The sequence below is a fragment of the Streptomyces sp. NPDC050806 genome (genome assembly GCF_055586425.1).
In genome coordinates this window covers 31,246-48,376 of sequence record NZ_JBVJIF010000002.1, presented here as the reverse complement: position 1 = coordinate 48,376, position 17,131 = coordinate 31,246, and the positions used below count along the sequence as shown (strand labels likewise).

At 73.2% G+C, this 17,131-nt stretch carries 16 protein-coding genes; 2 read left to right on the top strand and 14 right to left on the bottom strand.

The genetic code is table 11. From position 1 onward, the window contains the following. Positions 1-266: 266 nt before the first annotated feature. Positions 267-1,097: a hypothetical protein gene (locus ACZ6WH_RS05690; protein ID WP_469726348.1), complete on the top strand. Its 831-nt coding sequence runs from the start codon at positions 267-269 to the stop codon at positions 1,095-1,097. Between the two features lie 259 nt (positions 1,098-1,356). Continuing rightward, positions 1,357-1,641 (top strand): hypothetical protein, encoded by a 285-nt coding sequence (locus tag ACZ6WH_RS05685; protein WP_432852438.1) that lies wholly within the window; start codon positions 1,357-1,359, stop codon positions 1,639-1,641. 111 nt (positions 1,642-1,752) lie between these two features. Here ACZ6WH_RS05685 and der read toward each other — a convergent pair whose 3' ends face one another. The 14 genes from der to ACZ6WH_RS05615 form a co-directional block, all read right to left on the bottom strand. Next, on the bottom strand, positions 1,753-3,222 hold the full coding sequence (gene der, locus ACZ6WH_RS05680) for a ribosome biogenesis GTPase Der (RefSeq protein ID WP_432852441.1): 1,470 nt from the start codon (positions 3,220-3,222) through the stop codon (positions 1,753-1,755). Positions 3,223-3,331: 109 nt separating this feature from the next. Continuing rightward, positions 3,332-3,919: a lysophospholipid acyltransferase family protein gene (locus tag ACZ6WH_RS05675; RefSeq protein ID WP_432864212.1), complete on the bottom strand. Its 588-nt coding sequence runs from the start codon at positions 3,917-3,919 to the stop codon at positions 3,332-3,334. A gap of 65 nt (positions 3,920-3,984) precedes the next feature. Then, positions 3,985-4,734, bottom strand: coding sequence for a (d)CMP kinase (cmk, locus tag ACZ6WH_RS05670; RefSeq protein ID WP_432852443.1), 750 nt, complete (start codon positions 4,732-4,734; stop codon positions 3,985-3,987). Positions 4,735-4,866: 132 nt separating this feature from the next. After that, a complete protein-coding gene (locus tag ACZ6WH_RS05665) occupies positions 4,867-5,952 on the bottom strand; it encodes a prephenate dehydrogenase (protein ID WP_432852446.1) in 1,086 nt (361 codons plus the stop codon). Further along, complete coding sequence (gene aroH, locus ACZ6WH_RS05660) at positions 5,949-6,311, bottom strand: chorismate mutase (RefSeq protein ID WP_361563263.1); 363 nt, start codon at positions 6,309-6,311, stop codon at positions 5,949-5,951. The genes ACZ6WH_RS05665 and aroH overlap by 4 nt, the downstream gene beginning before the upstream one ends. A gap of 138 nt (positions 6,312-6,449) precedes the next feature. Beyond that, positions 6,450-7,466 carry an ADP-ribosylglycohydrolase family protein gene (locus ACZ6WH_RS05655; RefSeq protein WP_469726346.1) on the bottom strand — a complete coding sequence of 339 codons (1,017 nt, stop codon included), beginning with the start codon at positions 7,464-7,466 and terminating at the stop codon, positions 6,450-6,452. A gap of 91 nt (positions 7,467-7,557) precedes the next feature. Beyond that, a complete protein-coding gene (locus ACZ6WH_RS05650; protein WP_469726345.1) occupies positions 7,558-8,649 on the bottom strand; it encodes a pseudouridine synthase in 1,092 nt (363 codons plus the stop codon). Next, on the bottom strand, positions 8,649-9,383 hold the full coding sequence (gene scpB / locus ACZ6WH_RS05645) for an SMC-Scp complex subunit ScpB (protein WP_469726343.1): 735 nt from the start codon (positions 9,381-9,383) through the stop codon (positions 8,649-8,651). The genes ACZ6WH_RS05650 and scpB overlap by 1 nt, the downstream gene beginning before the upstream one ends. Further along, on the bottom strand, positions 9,380-10,618 hold the full coding sequence (locus ACZ6WH_RS05640) for a segregation and condensation protein A (RefSeq protein WP_469726341.1): 1,239 nt from the start codon (positions 10,616-10,618) through the stop codon (positions 9,380-9,382). The genes scpB and ACZ6WH_RS05640 overlap by 4 nt, the downstream gene beginning before the upstream one ends. A 160-nt stretch (positions 10,619-10,778) precedes the next feature. Next, positions 10,779-11,351 (bottom strand): hypothetical protein, encoded by a 573-nt coding sequence (locus tag ACZ6WH_RS05635; protein ID WP_469727179.1) that lies wholly within the window; start codon positions 11,349-11,351, stop codon positions 10,779-10,781. After that, positions 11,348-12,364, bottom strand: a complete 1,017-nt coding sequence (locus tag ACZ6WH_RS05630) for a ParA family protein (protein WP_399706418.1) — start codon at positions 12,362-12,364, stop codon at positions 11,348-11,350. The genes ACZ6WH_RS05635 and ACZ6WH_RS05630 overlap by 4 nt, the downstream gene beginning before the upstream one ends. A 501-nt stretch (positions 12,365-12,865) precedes the next feature. Further along, positions 12,866-13,981 carry an alanine dehydrogenase gene (gene ald / locus ACZ6WH_RS05625; RefSeq protein ID WP_361563597.1) on the bottom strand — a complete coding sequence of 372 codons (1,116 nt, stop codon included), beginning with the start codon at positions 13,979-13,981 and terminating at the stop codon, positions 12,866-12,868. A gap of 167 nt (positions 13,982-14,148) precedes the next feature. Further along, positions 14,149-16,260, bottom strand: a complete 2,112-nt coding sequence (locus ACZ6WH_RS05620) for a tetratricopeptide repeat protein (RefSeq protein ID WP_469726339.1) — start codon at positions 16,258-16,260, stop codon at positions 14,149-14,151. A 194-nt stretch (positions 16,261-16,454) separates the two neighbouring features. After that, positions 16,455-17,081, bottom strand: coding sequence for an NUDIX domain-containing protein (locus tag ACZ6WH_RS05615; protein ID WP_469726337.1), 627 nt, complete (start codon positions 17,079-17,081; stop codon positions 16,455-16,457). Positions 17,082-17,131 lie beyond the last annotated feature (50 nt).

Below are 17,131 nucleotides of genomic sequence, written 5' to 3'. Positions count from 1 at the left end.
ACGAGTTCCGGCCACCCCCTAGATTCCCTGATTTCAGGATTTGTCGACCCGACGATCTCCGGCCCTGTGAGCCACCTCACCCCGTTCGGCTGCATGGCCCGCACACGCGATGGCGGTGAGTGACGGCTTCCGGGGCCCTGTTCACGCTGTGCGCCGATCGGTTCGATTCCGTTCACGCCCGCGCGTGACTCCTGCCACAGATCGCCCGTTGTCTTTTTACACGCCGGGATCCACCCGGCAGCCGCACACAGATCGAGGAGTCAGCCGTGCCCCGCATGCTCGACGTCAGTGACGACGTTCGCGCCGAGATCGGCGACGAGGAGGCCGACCGCCTGCTGGCCGGCGACAACGCCCCCGGCGCTTACGACTGCACCTCCTGCCGCACCCCGGGCGACAGCGAACAGGAGCGCACCAGCACCGTCCTGTTCATCGGCGAGGAGACCGCCGTGCTGGCGTTCGCCCACGCCACCTGCATCCCCTCCCAGGTGGTGTCGGTGGCCGAGGAGCAGCTCAAGGGCGCCGTACGCTCCATCACCGGCGAGCCCGGCCCCGAGGCGCAGGCCACCGTGCCGGCACCGGCGTCCCCGGCAGCCCCGGCCGCTCCCGCCGCTCCCGCCGCCGCGCGGCAGGCGACCCTGGGTGTGACCTGCGGCCTGGTCCTGGTCGAGGACGACCTGCGCCCCGCCCTGGTGGTGGAGCCCAACAGCCCGATCGCCCGGCCCGGTTCGGCCGGCCTGGACGACGACTTCCTGCCGCTGCTGATGGAGCAGGGCTTCCACCAGGTCACCGACATGGCGGCGCTGCCCGCCGGCGGCGTCGGCTGGTCCGTGCTGGTCGCCATGGGCCAGCTGCACGCGGTGCTCCAGGACAGCGGCGAGACCGGCAGCCAGAACGCCTGGTGGAAGGCGCACCAGCCGCTCCCGGTCTCCGACGGCTGGCGTGCCGCGGTCAACAAGTCGCAGACGGTGCTGGTGTATGCCGCGCCGCACGGCTCGATCGGCCAGCAGCCGCGCGAGGACCTGATGCGCGAGGCGCTGGAGAAGGCGGCGGCGCACGGCCGGCTGGTCGCCATGGCGATGCCGCTGGCCGGCACCTGAGCGGACGGCCCGGCCTCCGGGTGGCCGCCTCCCGCGCGGGGCGGCCGTCCGTCCGGCCACGTACGGATGTCCAGGGCGTCACGCGCAGGTGGTGGAAACGGTGCGCCAATGGCTCCCCCGTGCCCTCCACACTTCCGCGTATGCCCCACGATCAGCCAATTCGCCCGCAAAGCCGCATCCCGCGGGCCTTCGGGTCGTTGGCACAGACGTGCACCCATACGACCCGTCCCCCCGCGCCCCGTTCCACTCCATCCCCGGCATGCGCCCGTCGTACGAGCCCGCCGCGCACCACCTGGACCGTGGGTCGGCGACACCGATCTACGACGCGCTCTACGCCGAGTACCGCCGCTCCTTCCGGGCTCTTCCCGGGGACCGTACGGGCGAGGACGAGCTGAGCCCGGAGGTGTTGCGGCGGATCTGGCGGCGCAGCACCCCATCGGCGACCGGCCGCCGCGAGGTGCCGCTGCCGCCGCAGCACTCCCGGAGCCACACCCCGGCGGCGCTGCCCCCCGCGCCCCGCGACCACCGGCCGTACCACCACTGAGCCGCTGCCGCACCGCCCGCCCGGCCCGCCTCGCGGCGCCGTGCGAAGGAGCCCCGCCCCGGACCCCGGCGGGGGTCCTGGGCGGGGCTCCGGAAGCGGTGGCGCCTGTGGTTACTTCTTCTTGCTGCGCTTCTCGCGGACCCGCACCGAGATGTGGATCGGGGTGCCCTCGAAGCCGAACTCCTCGCGCAGCCGGCGCTCGATGAAGCGGCGGTACCCGGCCTCCAGGAAGCCGGAGGCGAAGAGCACGAAGCGCGGCGGCTTGGTGCCCGCCTGGGTGCCGAAGAGGATGCGCGGCTGCTTGCCGCCGCGCACCGGGTGCGGGTGGGAGGCCACGATCTCGCCGAGGAAGGCGTTCAGCCGCCCGGTGGGCACGCGGGTCTCCCAGCCGTCGAGCGCCGTCTCGATGGCCGGTACGAGCTTCTCCATGTGCCGGCCCGTACGCGCCGAGACGTTGACCCGCATCGCCCACGGGATCTGCACCAGGTCGCGCTCGATCTCCCGCTCCAGGTAGAAGCGGCGCTCCTCGTCGAGGTTGTCCCACTTGTTGTACGCGATGACCAGCGCGCGGCCCGCCTCGACGGCCATGGTGATGATCCGCTGGTCCTGCACGCTGATCGACTCGCTCGCGTCGATCAGCACGACCGCGACCTCGGCCTTCTCCACGGCGGCCGCCGTGCGCAGCGAGGCGTAGTAGTCGGCGCCCTCCTGGAGGTGGACGCGCTTGCGGATGCCCGCGGTGTCCACGAACTTCCAGGTCTTGCCGCCCAGCTGGATCAGCTCGTCGACCGGGTCGCGGGTGGTGCCGGCCAGCTCGTTGACGACCACCCGCTCCTCGCCGGCGACCTTGTTCAGCAGGGAGGACTTGCCGACGTTGGGGCGGCCGATGAGGGCGATGCGGCGGGGGCCGCCGACGGTGGCCCCGAAGGTCTGCTGCGGCGCCTCGGGCAGCGCCTCCAGCGCGGCGTCCAGCAGGTCGCCCGTGCCGCGGCCGTGCAGGGCCGAGACCGGGTGCGGCTCGCCGAGCCCGAGCGACCACAGCATGGCCGCGTCCGCCTCGCCGGACGGCCCGTCGACCTTGTTGGCGCACAGCACGACCGGCTTGCCGGCCCGGCGCAGCAGCTTGACGACGGCCTCGTCGGTGTCGGTGGCGCCGACCTTGGCGTCCACGACGAAGACCACGGCGTCGGCGGCCTCGATCGCGAACTCGGCCTGGGCGGCCACGGACGCGTCGATGCCGAGCACGTCCTGCTCCCAGCCGCCGGTGTCGACGACCTTGAAGCGGCGGCCGTTCCACTCCGCCTCGTAGGTGACGCGGTCGCGGGTGACGCCCGGCTTGTCCTCGACGACGGCCTCACGGCGGCCGATGAACCGGTTGACGAGGGTCGACTTGCCGACATTGGGGCGGCCGACGACGGCGAGGCGGGGCAGCGGGCCGTGTCCGGCCGCCGCGATGTCGCCCTCGACCTCGTCCAGGTCGAAGCCCTCCTGCGCGGCGAGCTCCATGAACTCCGTGTACTCGGCGTCGCCCAGCGCGCCGTGCTCGACGTGCTCGTCGCCGGTGGGGGTCTGGTCGTTCATGAAGTCCGTTCCTCGTTCTGCGTGGTCGGTGGGCCGCCGTCCCGGCGCCCACTGCTCAAGTGTCAGGGGGGATCCAGGGATTCCCCCGGCGAAACGCGCCGCCGGCCGGTCAGCGGCCGGTGAGCCGTCGTGCCCCGGTCAGGTGGGCGGTCAGGTGCTCCTGGATGCGTACGGTCGCCTCGTCCAGCGCCTTGCGCGTCCGCCGCCCGCTCCCGTCCCCTGCCTGGAAGGCGTCGCCGAAGACGACGTCGACCCGGCCCCGCAGCGGCGGCAGGGCCGGTATCACCCGGCTGCTGCGCTCCGCGCTGCCCAGGACCGCGACCGGCACGATCGGCGCCCCCGAGCGTACGGCGAAGTACGCGAGGCCGGCGCGCAGCGACGCGAAGTCGCCCTCGCCGCGGGTGCCCTCCGGGAAGATCCCGAGGACCCCGCCGCGCTCCAGGATGCCCAGCGCGTGCGTGACCGCGGTCCGGTCGGTGCTCGTCCGGTCGACCTTCACCTGCCCGATGCCGCGCAGGAAGGGGTCCAGCGGCCCGGCGAAGGCCTCCTTCTTGATCAGGAAGTGCACCGGCCGCGGCGCCGTGCCCATGAGCATGGGCCCGTCGACGTTGTGCGAGTGGTTCACCGCGAAGATCACCGGACCGGCCGCCGGAACCCGCCAGGCGCCCAGCACCCGCGGCTTCCACAGGCCGTACATCAGGCCGATCCCGATCCGCCGCCCGACCGCGGCGCCGCCGGCGCTCGGCAGGCCGCCGTCCTCGGTCACGGGGCGACCTGCCCCGCCTCCGCGGTCTCCGCCGGGCCGGCCTTCTCCGCGATCTTCGCCTCGATGAGGGTGACCACGCACTCGATGACCTGCTCCAGCGTCAGCTCGGTGGTGTCCACCTCGACCGCGTCGTCGGCCTTGGCCAGCGGCGAGGTCTTGCGGGAGGAGTCGGCGGCGTCCCGCTTGATCAGCGCCTCACGGGTGGCGGCCAGGTCCCCGGCCTCCTTGCCCTTCAGCTCGCCGCTGCGCCGGGCGGCACGCGCCTCGGGCGAAGCGGTGAGGAAGATCTTCAGGTCGGCGTCGGGCAGGACGGTCGTGCCGATGTCCCGGCCCTCGACGACGATGCCGCGCTCGGCGGAGGCGGCGATGGTCCGCTGGAGGTCCGTGATCAGGGTGCGCACCTCGGGGACGGCGCTGACGGCGCTGACCGCGGAGGTGACCTCCTTCGTACGGATCGGGCCCGCGGCGTCCTGGCCGTCGACCGTGATGGTCGGCGCGGCCGGGTCGGTACCGGAGACGATCGCGGGCTTGGCGGCAGCCGTGGCGATGGCGGTCGGGTCCTGGATGTCGACACCGTTGGACAGCATCCACCAGGTGATCGCGCGGTACTGGGCACCGGTGTCCAGGTAGCTGAGCGCCAGCTTGGCGGCGACCGCCTTGGACGTGCTGGACTTGCCCGTGCCGGAGGGGCCGTCGATGGCGACGATCACTGCTGCCGGGGCGGCGGTTTCCACGGTGACGAACACCTTTCCTTGTGCACGGGGCGGGGATGCTGGGGCCCGATGGGCCTCCGTCAAGGTTACCGGGTACACGCAGGCGCGTTTTCCCCGCACGGGCGTGGGGGGTTTGTGACGCTTCCGGGACGCCTCCCCGGGCGCCTACTGACGGATGGACCAGCCGCGCTCGCGGAGCGCCGCGGTCAGCACCGGTACCGCCGGAGGCTCGACCGTGAGCTGGATGAAGCCCGCCTGCTGGCCGGTGGCGTGCTCGATGCGGACGTCCTCGATGTTGACGCCCGCCTGCCCGGCGTCCGCGAAGATCCGCGCCAGCTCGCCCGGCTGGTCGCCGATGTGCACGGCGACGATCTCGTACGCGGCCGGCGCCGCGCCGTGCTTGCCCGGCACCCGCTCGCGGCCCGCGTTGCCGCGCCGCAGCACGTCCTCGATGCCGCCGGCGCCCGCGCCGCGCTTGGCCTCGTCGGCGGACTGCAGTGCGCGCAGCGCCTGCACCGTCTCGTCCAGGTCGGCCGCGATCTCCGACAGGACGTCCGCGACCGGTCCCGGGTTGGCGGAGAGGATGTCGATCCACATGGCGGGGTCGGAGGCGGCGATCCGGGTCACGTCCCGGATGCCCTGGCCGCACAGCCGTACGGCGGTCTCGTCGGCGCCCCGGAGGCGCGCCGCGACCAGGCTGGAGACCAGCTGGGGGGTGTGGCTGACCAGGGCCACCGCGCGGTCGTGCGCGTCGGCGTCCATGACGACCGGGACCGCCCGGCACAGCGCCACCAGCTCCAGCGCGAGGTTGAGCACCTCGGTGTCGCCGTCCCGGGTCGGCGTGAGCACCCACGGCCGGCCCTCGAAGAGGTCGGCGGTCGCGGCGAGCGGTCCGGACCGCTCCTTGCCGGCCATCGGATGCGTACCGATGTACGGCGTGAGGTCCAGCCCCAGCTCCGCCAGCTCGCGCCGCGGGCCGCCCTTGACGCTCGCCACGTCCAGGTAGGCGCGGGCCGTCCCGCGCCGCATCGCGTCCGCCAGCGCCGCCGCGACGTGCGCCGGCGGCACGGCGACGATCGCCAGGTCGACGGGGCCCTCGGGCTCCTCCACGGTGCCCGCGCCGAGCGCAGCGGCCGTACGGGCCTGCGCCTCGTCGTGGTCGGCGAGGTGCACCCGGACGCCGCGGGCGCTCAGCGCCAGCGCGGCGGACGTGCCGATCAGGCCCGTGCCGATGACGATCGCGGTCCTCACTGGGCGATGTCCTTCCGCAGCGCGCCCGCCGCGCCGAGGTAGACGTGCGCCATCTCCGTCTTGGCCAGATGGCTCTCGACGTGCGCCAGGATGCGCACCACGCGCGGCATGGCCCCGGCGATGTCCAGCTCCTGCGCGCAGATCAGCGGTACGTCGGTGATGCCGAGCTTGCGCGCGGCGACGGCGGGGAAGTCGCTGTGCAGGTCGGGCGTGGCCGTGAACCAGACGCTGATCAGGTCGTCCGGCACGAGGCTGTTCCGCTCCAGGATGGCGGTCAGCAGCTCGGCGACCTGCTCATGCATGTGCTCCGCTTCGTCCCGCTCCAGCTGGACGGCCCCTCGGACCGCACGTACCGCCACGTCCTGCTCCTCGTGTCCTCTCGTACGCGCCGCTCCCGGGCGTACGTGTCTGCCTGCCCGATCAGCGTATCGACCCCCGGGCCCGGCCGCCGAGCGCGCCCGTCCTGCGAGACGGGCGTCCCGGCGGCCGGACGGCGGTCAGCCCCGCCCGTCCCAGAGCGCGCCGAGCGCCAGCAGCTCCTCGCGGTACTCGATGCGCTCGGTCCAGGCCGCCGGCCAGGCGTCCGCGCCGAGGTGGGCGCCGGCGAAGGCGCCGGCCAGGCAGGCGAGGGAGTCGGAGTCGCCGGCGGAGCAGGCGCCGCGGCGCAGCGCCGCCACCGGGTCCTCGGGGAAGAGCAGGAAGCAGAGCAGCCCGGCGGCCAGGGCCTCCTCCGCGATCCAGCCCTCGCCGACGAGGAGGCAGGGGTCGGTCTCCGGGTCGGGGGCGCGCAGGGCGGCGTCCAGCCGGTCCAGGACGCCGCGGCACTCGTCCCAGCCGTGTGCCATGAACGCCTCGGGCGACGCGGCACCGGCGTGCTGCCACAGGTCGCCGAGCCAGTCGCCGTGGTAGGTGGTGCGGTTGCCGTGGATGTAGATCCGGAGCTTCGTGGGCAGCTCGGCGGGGTCCTCGCCCCGGGCCAGGAGCCGCACCGCCCATGCCGTGAGGTCGCTGGCCGCCAGGGCGGTGGGGTGGCCGTGGGTGAGGGCCGACTGGAGCTGGGCGGCGCCGGCCCGCTGCTGATCGGTCAGGCCGGGGGCCAGGCCGATGGGGGCGACGCGCATGTTGGCGCCGCAGCCCTTGGAGCCGGTCCGACTGGCCTCGGCCCAGGGGCGGCCGGCCTCGCTCAGCAGCCGGCAGGCGCTGAGGCAGGTGTTGCCGGGGGCGCGGTTGTTGTCCGGGGAGCGCCACCAGTCGATGTACTCCTGGCGCACCGGGGGCTCCAGCGTGGCCGCGTCGAGCGGGCCGCGCTCCATCGCCGTACGCAGGCCGCGCCCGAGGGCGAGCGTCATCTGGGTGTCGTCGGTGACGAGGGCCGGCCGGGGCAGTTCCAGCTGCCGCCAGGGCCCGTACGCGGCCTCGATCGAGCGGACGCTCTTGAACTCGGTCGGGTATCCGAGCGCGTCGCCGAGGGCGAGCCCGAGCATCGAACCGGTCGCGGGATCCTTCGCGGACATGAAAAAACCACCCCTTAGTCGTCATAGTGACGATAAGGGGTGGTCAGTGGCCGCCGCAACTGCCGGCGGCGGCCGGACGGCCGGGTGCGGCCTACAGGTCGACCTCGCGCATCAGCATGCCGACCTCGGTGTTGGTCAGCCGGCGCAGCCAGCCGGACTTCTGGTCGCCCAGCGAGATGGGCCCGAAGGAGGTCCGTACGAGCTTGTCCACCGGGAAGCCGGCCTCGGAGAGCATCCGGCGCACGATGTGCTTGCGGCCCTCGTGCAGCGTCACCTCGACGAGGTAGTTCTTGCCGGTCTGCTGCACGACCCGGAAGTGGTCGGCGCGGGCGTACCCGTCCTCCAGCTCGATGCCGTCCTTCAGCATCTTGCCGATCTCGCGCGGCAGCGGGCCCTGGATGGCGGCGAGGTAGGTCTTCTGCACGCCGTACCGCGGGTGGGTCAGGCGGTGCGCCAGCTCCCCGTGGTTGGTGAGCAGGATGATGCCCTCGGTCTCGGTGTCCAGCCGGCCGACGTGGAAGAGCCGGGTCTCCCGGTTGGTGACGTAGTCGCCCAGGCACTGGCGGCCGTCGGGGTCCTCCATGGTGGAGACGACGCCGGCCGGCTTGTTCAGCGCGAAGAAGAGGTAGGACTGGGTGGCGACGGTCAGGCCGTCCACCTTGATCTCGTCCTTCTGCGGGTCGACACGGACGCCCTGCTCCGTGACGATCTGCCCGTTCACCTCGACACGGGCCTCGTCGATCAGGTCCTCGCAGGCGCGCCGCGAGCCCATGCCCGCGCGGGCCAGCACCTTCTGGAGCCGCTCGCCCTCCTGGTCGCCGAAGGTCTTGGGAGTCTTGATCTCCGGCTTGTCGTACCGGGCGCGGTTGCGCTCCTCGATCTTCGCGTCGTACTCGCGGGGGCGGGCCGGCGTGGAACCGCGGCCGCGGGAGCCCTTGGCGCCCTTGCCCTCCTGGCTGCGGGGGCTGTTCTTCGGACCGCCCTTGGCGCCACCGCGGGCCGCCGCGCCGCGCCCCTTGCGGGGTCCGTCGCCCGGGCCGCCCGAGCCGGATCCACCGACGTCGTAGCGGCGCTCCTCGGGACGAGGCTTGCCCGCGCGCTTCTGCTTGTCGTCGCGCTGGTTGCCGGCGCCCCGGTAGTTGCCCCTACCGCCGCCGCTGCTGTTCCTGCCGCTGCTTCGCATCAATGATCCGTCTGAGAGTCGCCGCTGTCGTCTACGTCGAACGACGGCACACCTTCCCGGGAGTCGCCCTCGACCGCGTCCGCCTCGGGGAGGAACGGGGCGAGCTCGGGGAGCTCGTCCAAGCCCCGCAGGCCCATCCGCTCCAGAAAGTAGTTCGTCGTCCTGTACAGGATCGCACCTGTTTCGCCTTCCGTGCCCGCCTCCTCGACCAGACCGCGCTGGAGAAGGGTGCGCATCACGCCGTCGCAGTTGACACCGCGCACGGCCGAGACCCGGGACCGGCTGACCGGTTGACGGTACGCGACCACGGCCAGAGTCTCCAATGCGGCCTGCGTCAGCCGGGCCTGCTGGCCGTCCAGGACGAAGGCCTCCACGGCGTCGGCGTACTCCGGGCGGGTGTAGAACCGCCAGCCGCCCGCGACCAGCCGCAGGTCGAAACCGCGGCCCTGCCGGGCGTAGTCGTCCGACAGCTCACGCAGCGCGATCGTCACGTCCCGGCGGCGGCGCTGCAGCACCTTGGCGAGGTGCTCCTCGGTGGCGGGCTCGTCGACGACCATCAGGACGGCCTCCAGCGCGGGCTTCAGGTCGAGCGCCGCGACCCCGAGGGCGCCGGGCGGCGCTCCGGGGGTCTCGGGGGCCTGCCCCTCGGGGAGGTCGTACGTCTCTTCGGGGGCCTCGGGGGCCTGTGCCTCGGGGAGGGCGTACGTCTCTTCGGTGGTACCGGGGCCGCTCATGCCGTCTCCGTCTCCTTCTGGGTCTTCTCGTCGGCCGGCTGCTCCGCCGGGCGGTCGAACTCGTCCGTGACGACGGGCTCGGCGCCGTCCTCCGTACCCGCCCAGCGGACCATCAGCTCGCCCAGCGCCTCGGGCTGGTCCAGGACCACCGCGCGCTCCCGGTACAGCTCCAGGAGCGCCAGGAAGCGGGCGACCACGGTGAGGGTGTCCGGCGCGTCCTCGGTGAGCTCCTGAAAGGACGCCTCGCCGGCCGCGCGCAGCCGCGCCACCACCACCTCGGCCTGCTCGCGCACGCTGACCAGCGGGGCGTGGATGTGGTCGATGTACACCTGCGGCTTCGCCTTGGGCTGCATCGCCTTCACGGCCAGCTTGGCGAACCCCTCGGCCCCGATGCTGATGACGACCTCGGGGAGCAGCTCGGCGTGGTGCGGTTCGAGACCGACGGTACGGGGGTAGCGGCGCGCCTCGTCCGCCAGGCGGCGGCTGAAGACGTCGGCGACCTCCTTGTACGCGCGGTACTGGAGCAGCCGGGCGAAGAGCAGGTCGCGCGCCTCCAGGAGGGCGAGGTCCGCCTCGTCCTCGACCTCGGCGGCGGGCAGCAGCCGGGCGGCCTTCAGGTCCAGCAGGGTCGCCGCGACGACCAGGAACTCCGTCGTCTGGTCCAGGTCCCAGTCCGGTCCCATGGCCCGGATGTGGGCCATGAACTCGTCGGTGACCTGCGAGAGAGCGATCTCGGTGACGTCCAGCTTGTGCTTGGAGATCAGCTGCAGCAGGAGGTCGAACGGCCCCTCGAAGTTCTCCAGGTGAAGGGTGAACTTCCCGTCCCCGGCCACGGTGGCGTCCGAGGGCGCGGCGGGCCCGTCCCCTTCGGAGCCGGCGGGCCCGTCCCCCTCGGAGGCGGCGGGCTCATCCCCCTCGGGCACGCCGGGCTCATCCCCCTCGGAGGCGGCGGGCCCGCCCTCCTCGGGCACGGCGGGCCCGTCCGTTCCGGGCTCGTCCTCGGGCTCGGCCTCAGGGGCCTCGGCCGTGACCGGCTCCGGCTCGGCCTCAGGGGCCGCGGCCGCAACCGGCTCCGGCTCGGGAGCCTCGACCGTGGTGGTGGCCGCGGCCGGCTCGGCCTCGGGAGGACCGGCCGGGGCCGGCTCCGGGGGTGGGGGCGTGCCCGGGCCGTGGCCCAGGGAGCGGCGCGGGGTGCGCGGGGCGGGCGCTGAGGGGTCGTCGTGGCTCGTCGGCATCGTGGTCCATACGCTGCGGTCCCGTGCCGCGCACGGCGCCGGGCTGGTCACCGGCGGGCGGCACCCGCCGGTGCCGGAAGGCTAACCCGCCGGGGCCCGGCGGGCGCGGACCCGGCCGCCCGGGCGGCCGGAGTTCCACAGCATGGCCCTCAGGAGCCGCTCAGCGGCCCCTCAGGCGCCGCACGAGGATGCTGGCGTCCCCGCGGGACTCCAGGTCCGCCAGGACGACCGCGACGGCCTCCCGGACGATCCGGCCGCGGTCCACCGCGAGCCCGTGTTCGCCGCGCAGGACCAGGCGCGCGTGCTCCAGGTCCATCAGCTCCTCGGCGGAGACGTACACGGTGATCTTCTCGTCGTGCCGTTCCCGGCCGCTGGGACGGCGGTTCGCGCCCCGGCCGCGTCGCCGGGCGGGGCTCCCCGAGGCCGGCGCCCCCGCGGCAGCGGCCTCCTGCCGGCGGCGCTCCTTGGCGGCCTCGTCGGCCGTGTCGCGACCGCTGTGCTGCTCCGCGGGCGCCGCGGCCCCGGACGCCGCGGCAGCGGGTTCGCCCTCCGGACGGCGCTGCGCGGCGCCGCCCTGCTGCGGCGCGGCCGGGTCGGCCTCGCCGCCCGGCGCGGGCACCCGGGGCACCTCGCCGTTCGCGGGGGTACCGTTCGCCGGCCGGCGGGGCGAGGAGGACTGCAGCGCCGTCCCCCCGGTGGTGCGGAACAGCTCATCGGCGCCGGGCAGACTCACTCGGCGTGACACCGGGCGAGCACCTCCCTGGCGAGCTGACGGTAGGCGGCGGCACCCACGGAGTTGGAGGCGTACGTGGTGATCGGCTCGCCCGCGACCGTGGTCTCGGGGAAGCGGACCGTCCGGCCGATCACGGTGTGGTACACGTGATCGTCGAAGGCCTCCACCACGCGCGCCAGGACCTCGCGGCTGTGCACGGTGCGCGAGTCGTACATCGTGGCGAGGATGCCGTCCAGCTCCAGGTCGGGGTTGAGCCGCTCCTGGACCTTCTCGATCGTCTCGGTCAGCAGCGCCACACCGCGCAGCGCGAAGAACTCGCACTCCAGCGGGACGATGACCTTGTGAGCCGCCGTCAGCGCGTTGACGGTCAGCAGACCGAGCGAGGGCTGGCAGTCGATGACGATGTAGTCGTAGTCGGCCAGCAGCGGCTTCAGGGCGCGCTGGAGGGTCGACTCACGGGCCACCTCGCTGACGAGCTGCACCTCAGCGGCTGACAAATCGATATTGCTGGGGAGCAGGTCCATGTTGGGGACCGCGGTCTTCAGCAGTACCTCGTCGGCCGACATGCCCCGCTCCATGAGCAGGTTGTAGACCGTCAGGTCCAGCTCCATGGGGTTGACGCCGAGGCCGACCGAGAGGGCGCCCTGCGGGTCGAAGTCGACCAGCAGCACCCGGCGGCCGTACTCGGCCAGCGCGGCACCCAGGTTGATGGTCGAGGTCGTCTTGCCGACCCCGCCCTTCTGGTTGCACATCGCGATGATCTTCGCCGGGCCGTGCTCGGAAAGCGGCCCGGGGATCGGGAAGTAGGGAAGGGGCCGGCCGGTCGGGCCGATGCGCTCGCGGCGCTGGCGCGCGGCGTCCGGCGCGAGCGTCGCCGCGTACTCGGGGTCCGGCTCGTACTCCGCGTCCGGATCGTAGAAGTGCCCCTCGGGCAGGTCGTCGTAGTCGGCGAAACGGGCCGGGTCTGTGCCGCCCTGGTCGCCGGCCATGGCGTTCACTTGATGGCCGTCCATGCTCTGGTGGGCTGTCGTCGTCATGCTCTTCTGGGCTGCGAAGGTGTGGACAGCGACGGAGCCGACAGCCTCGTGCCCCGAGGGACCCTGGCCCCGTGCAACCGCTCCTGGTCGACCACCTCCGGGAGTAAATGTCGACTCATTCACAAGTCGTCTTACCTCCTTGGATGTGACCAGGAAACTTATCGATAGGTCAGCGTGACACCATGCCGACGGTTGGCGACTCTATGGCGTGTCGGGCGTCCGCAGCAACACAATCCACCGGACCCGGCACGATGTGTCGGCAATGGAACACCCCGATGTCAAGGGCGCGCGGCACACATCCGTGAGGTTTCGGGGGTGTGCGAAAGGGTCGAAGAGAGACGTTCGTTACGAGTTGCGGAGGGCTCGGCGGAGGCCCGCCACGGACGGTCGGGGAAATCTGTCGCAAACGCGACCGGCCGGGCCCGAAAGTCTCAAGGCCCGGCCGTGCGCGTGGTGTTGACGCGCCGTGTTGACGAATCAGCCCAGCAGCGTGCTCAGCTCGACGGACTCCAGGCCGTGCGCCTCGGCGACCTCGGCGTAGACGACCTTGCCGTCGTGGGTGTTGAGGCCCTTGGCCAGCGCGGCGTCCCGGCGGAGCGCCTCGACCCAGCCGCGGTTGGCCAGCTCGACGATGTAGGGCAGCGTCGCGTTGGTGAGCGCGTGGGTGGAGGTGTTCGGCACCGCGCCCGGCATGTTGGCGACGCAGTAGAAGACCGAGTTGTGGACCTGGAAGGTCGGCTCGGCGTGCGTGGTCGGACGCGAGTCCTCGAAGCAGCCGCCCTGGTCGATCGCGATGTCGACAAGGACACTTCCGGGCTTCATCTTGGCGACGAGCTCGTTGGTGACCAGCTTCGGGGCCTTGGCGCCCGGGATGAGGACGGCACCCACGACGAGGTCGGCCTCGACGACGGCCTTCTCCAGCTCGAAGGCGTTGGAGACGATCGTCTGCACCTTGGTGCCGAAGATCTTGTCGGCCTCGCGGAGCTTGTTGATGTCCTTGTCGAGCAGCGTGACGTGGAAGCCCAGGCCCACGGCGATCTGCACGGCGTTCCAGCCGGAGACGCCACCGCCGATGACGACGGCCTTGCCCGCGTGGACGCCGGGGACGCCGCCGGGCAGCACGCCGCGGCCGCCGGCCTGGCGCATCAGGTGGTACGCGCCGACCTGCGGGGCGATGCGGCCCGCGACCTCGGACATCGGGGCCAGCAGCGGCAGCGCGCGGTTGGCGGTCTCGACGGTCTCGTAGGCGATCGCGGTGGTGCCGGACTCCAGGAGGGCGTCCGTGCACTCGCGGGAGGCCGCCAGGTGCAGGTAGGTGAAGAGCGTCTGGTCCTTGCGGAGCCGGTGGTACTCCTCGGCGATGGGCTCCTTGACCTTCAGCAGCAGGTCGGCGGTGGCCCACACCTCGTCGGCGGTGCCGAGGATGTTCGCGCCGGCGCCGACGTACTCCTCGTTGGTGATGGAGGAGCCGAGCCCGGCGTCCTTCTCGACGAAGACCTGGTGGCCGTTGCGGACGAGCTCGTGGACACCGGCAGGCGTGATAGCCACCCGGAACTCGTTGTTCTTGACCTCGCGGGGGATGCCGACCTTCACGTCGATCACGGTCCTTGAATGAGAGCTTGCAGAGAAATATCCGCTCATACAGACGCATGACGGATGTGACCGCGAGAGCCGCGGCTCTGCCAGTCTATTGAAGGAGCTCTTGTTGTCTAGCCTTGCAAAGCAATTAGTTTTCCGTGAACCGCCACCGATTTCGTAGGTCAGGCCGGGTGATCTGCGAGGAGTCCCTCTCCCAGGCCCCTGTGCAGCCTTGCCGCCGCGGGATCGCCGAGCCGTTCGAAGGTGTCCGCAATCCGCAGCTGGAGCGCCGCCTCCAGCCGCCCGTCCGCCGCCTTCCTGGCCAGCTCCAGCGCCTCGAAGCAGGTCCGCAGCGCCTGCTCGGGCCGCCCGGCGTACTCCTGCACCCGCGCCGTCTCCCCCATCGCGCGCGCCAGCCCCACGGCGTCACCGGCCCTGCGGTACGCACCGTGTGCGGCCCGCCACTCACGCAGCGCCTCGGCCCAGCGGCCCGCCTGCGTGTGCACCGCGCCCAGCCGGCCGTGCAGCCGGGCCGCCTCGGCCGTGTGGCCGCGGGAGAGCCGCAGCTCCAGCGCCCGCCCGTACCAGTCGGCGGCCCGCTGCCAGTCCGCCAGCTCGGCGTACGTGGCGCCCAGCGACTCCAGCGCGCGGCCGGTCGCCACCGCGTCCTTCACCGCGCGGGCCGACTCCAGGGCGCCCCGGTACCGGCTCAGCGCCTTCTCCGACCGGCCGGACTGGGCGTCCAGGTCGCCGAGGTTCAGCAGCGCCGCGGCCTTCTCGCGGGCCAGGGCGCGCCGCTCGGCGACCTGCAGGACCAGGAGGTGCAGCCCGTACAGATCGGGAGCCGCCGACTCGGCGCTCTCGTGGGCGAGCAGCGCCCGTACCAGCGCGGCCATCAGCCGCCGGTCCAGGGTGTCCAGCTCACCGTCGGCGACGGCGATCCGGGCCGAGTCCAGCAGGGCCGGGCGGCGGGTGCGCAGCCAGGCCGCGGCCTCGGGGACGGACCCGAAGCGCAGCGACCGCGGCAGCCCGGAGGTCCGTTCGCGGGCCGGGGATCCGGCGGGCTCCCCCATCGCCCGGCAGGACAGCAGCTGCCGTACGGTCCGCTCCAGCATGCGGGCGCGGGAGAGCTGGATCTCGGCGGGGCGCTCGTGGGCCTGGAGCCGGGCGCGCAGCAGCGGCGCGAGGCAGCCGGGCACCCGGTACTGCGGCGGGAGGGCCGCCATCGGGTCGGGCCCGTCGGCCGAGGTGTCCTCGCCCCCGGCGGCGCCCTCCGGCGCCACGGGTCGGAGCGCTCCCATGGCCGCGAAGTCCCGCAGGGTCGATTCGGCGGCCTCCACCGAGCAGCCGGCCAGCGCGGACGCCGTGTGCGCGTCGACGAGGCCCGCCGGGGCGAGCGAGAGCAGTCGCAGTATGCGCGCTGCGGGTGCCGGCAGCCCTTCGTACGCCATCCGGAAGGCGCGGGACAGCGACCGGGGCACCGGTACCGCGTCCTCCTCGCCGGGCGGCAGCAGGAACAGCGTCCGCCGCAGGTCGGAGAGGGAGGATTTGGGGTGGGTCGCGAGCCAGCCGCCGGCCAGCACCAGGGCGGCGGGCTGGCCGCCGCAGTCCTGGACGACCTGCTCGGCGGTGCGCGGGTCGACGGTGATGCGGACGCTGCCCGCGTACCGGGTCAGGATCTCCACCCCGGCCGCGGTGTCCAGGCCCCCGAGGGTGCAGGGCCGGACGTCCGTGATGCCGGTCAGCGGTCCCTCGGAGACGCCGAGGACCAGGCAGCCCGGGGCGTCCGGCAGCAGCGGGTCGACCTGCTCGGCGCCGGCCGCGTCGTCCAGCAGGAGCAGGGCGCGCCGGTCGGCCAGCGCGCCGCGCAGCGCCTCGGTCAGCTCGTCCTCCTCCGCGCCCGCCGGCACCCGCTCGCCGAGCTGGGTGAGCAGGTCACGGGCGACGGACGCGGTGGGCACGGGCCGGCCGTCGATGGTGCTCAGCCGGCAGCGCAGCACGCCGTCCGGGTAGTCGCCGGCCAGCTGCCGGGCGAGTTCGGCGGCCAGGGCGCTGCGGCCCGAACCGGGCCGGCCGGCGATCAGCAGCACCCGGCTGCGGGCGCCCTTGCGGCCGGAGAGGGTGTCCAGTCCGGCGCGTTCGATGTCGCTGCGCAGGGCGGCCAGTTCGCGGCTGCGGCCGGCGAAGAAGGGCGCCGGCGGGGCGGCCGCCGGGGCGCCGGTCCGGCCCGCTCCTCTTCGTCCGGCCCCCGACGCCGTCACCGACCGTCCGGTGTCCACCGCCTGCTCCGCCACGGGCCACGCTCCCGTTCACTTGCGCGCGTACGAGCCGGCCGCCTGTACGGCCGGGATTTGTCGAGCGTAGTTCACGAGAGGCGTGGATCACGGCGGACATACCGCGTAAATCTGACAAAAATGGGAGACAAGATTCCGGTAAGGTCCCGGGGTGCTCCCCGGGACCTTCCGTCACTCCGGGAACGGGCCCGGCGTCACGCCTGGAACGGCCGGGCCGGCCAGGGCGCCTCGGCCGGGCGCAGCGCGTCCGGGCCGTCACCCGACTGCGCGGCCAGCAGCGACAGCACGCCGACGACCAGGCAGTTGTTGTGCAGCTCGCCCGCCAGCACGCCGCGCGCGAGGTCGGCGACCGGCACCCGCGCCAGCTCCATGTCGGCCTCTTCCTCCTCGACCTCGAAGCGCTCGCCCTCCGCCTCGGACAGGTCGCGGGCCAGGAAGATCCGCACGGCCTCGTCGCAGCCGCCGGGCGTGGTGTAGACGTCGGTCAGCACCCGCCAGTCCTCGGCCTTGACGTGCGCCTCCTCGTACAGCTCGCGCTGGGCGGCGTGCAGCGGGTTCTCGCCCGGGATGTCCAGCAGGCCGGCCGGGATCTCCCAGAGCTTGTGCCGTACCGGGTGCCGGTACTGGCGCAGCACCAGGACCCTGCCCTCGCCGTCCAGGGCCAGAACGGCCACCGAGCCGGGGTGGACCTGGTAGTCCCGCTTCACGGTGGACCCGTCCGGCATCACGACCTCGTCCGTGCGGACGCTGGTCTTGTTGCCGGTGAAGGGGGTCGCCGTCGCGGTGATCCGCCACTCCTCGGGGGTGTCCTTGATGGCCATGCGCATCCTCCCAAACAAGCAGAAACCGGGGTACGGGCCGCAAAGCCCGC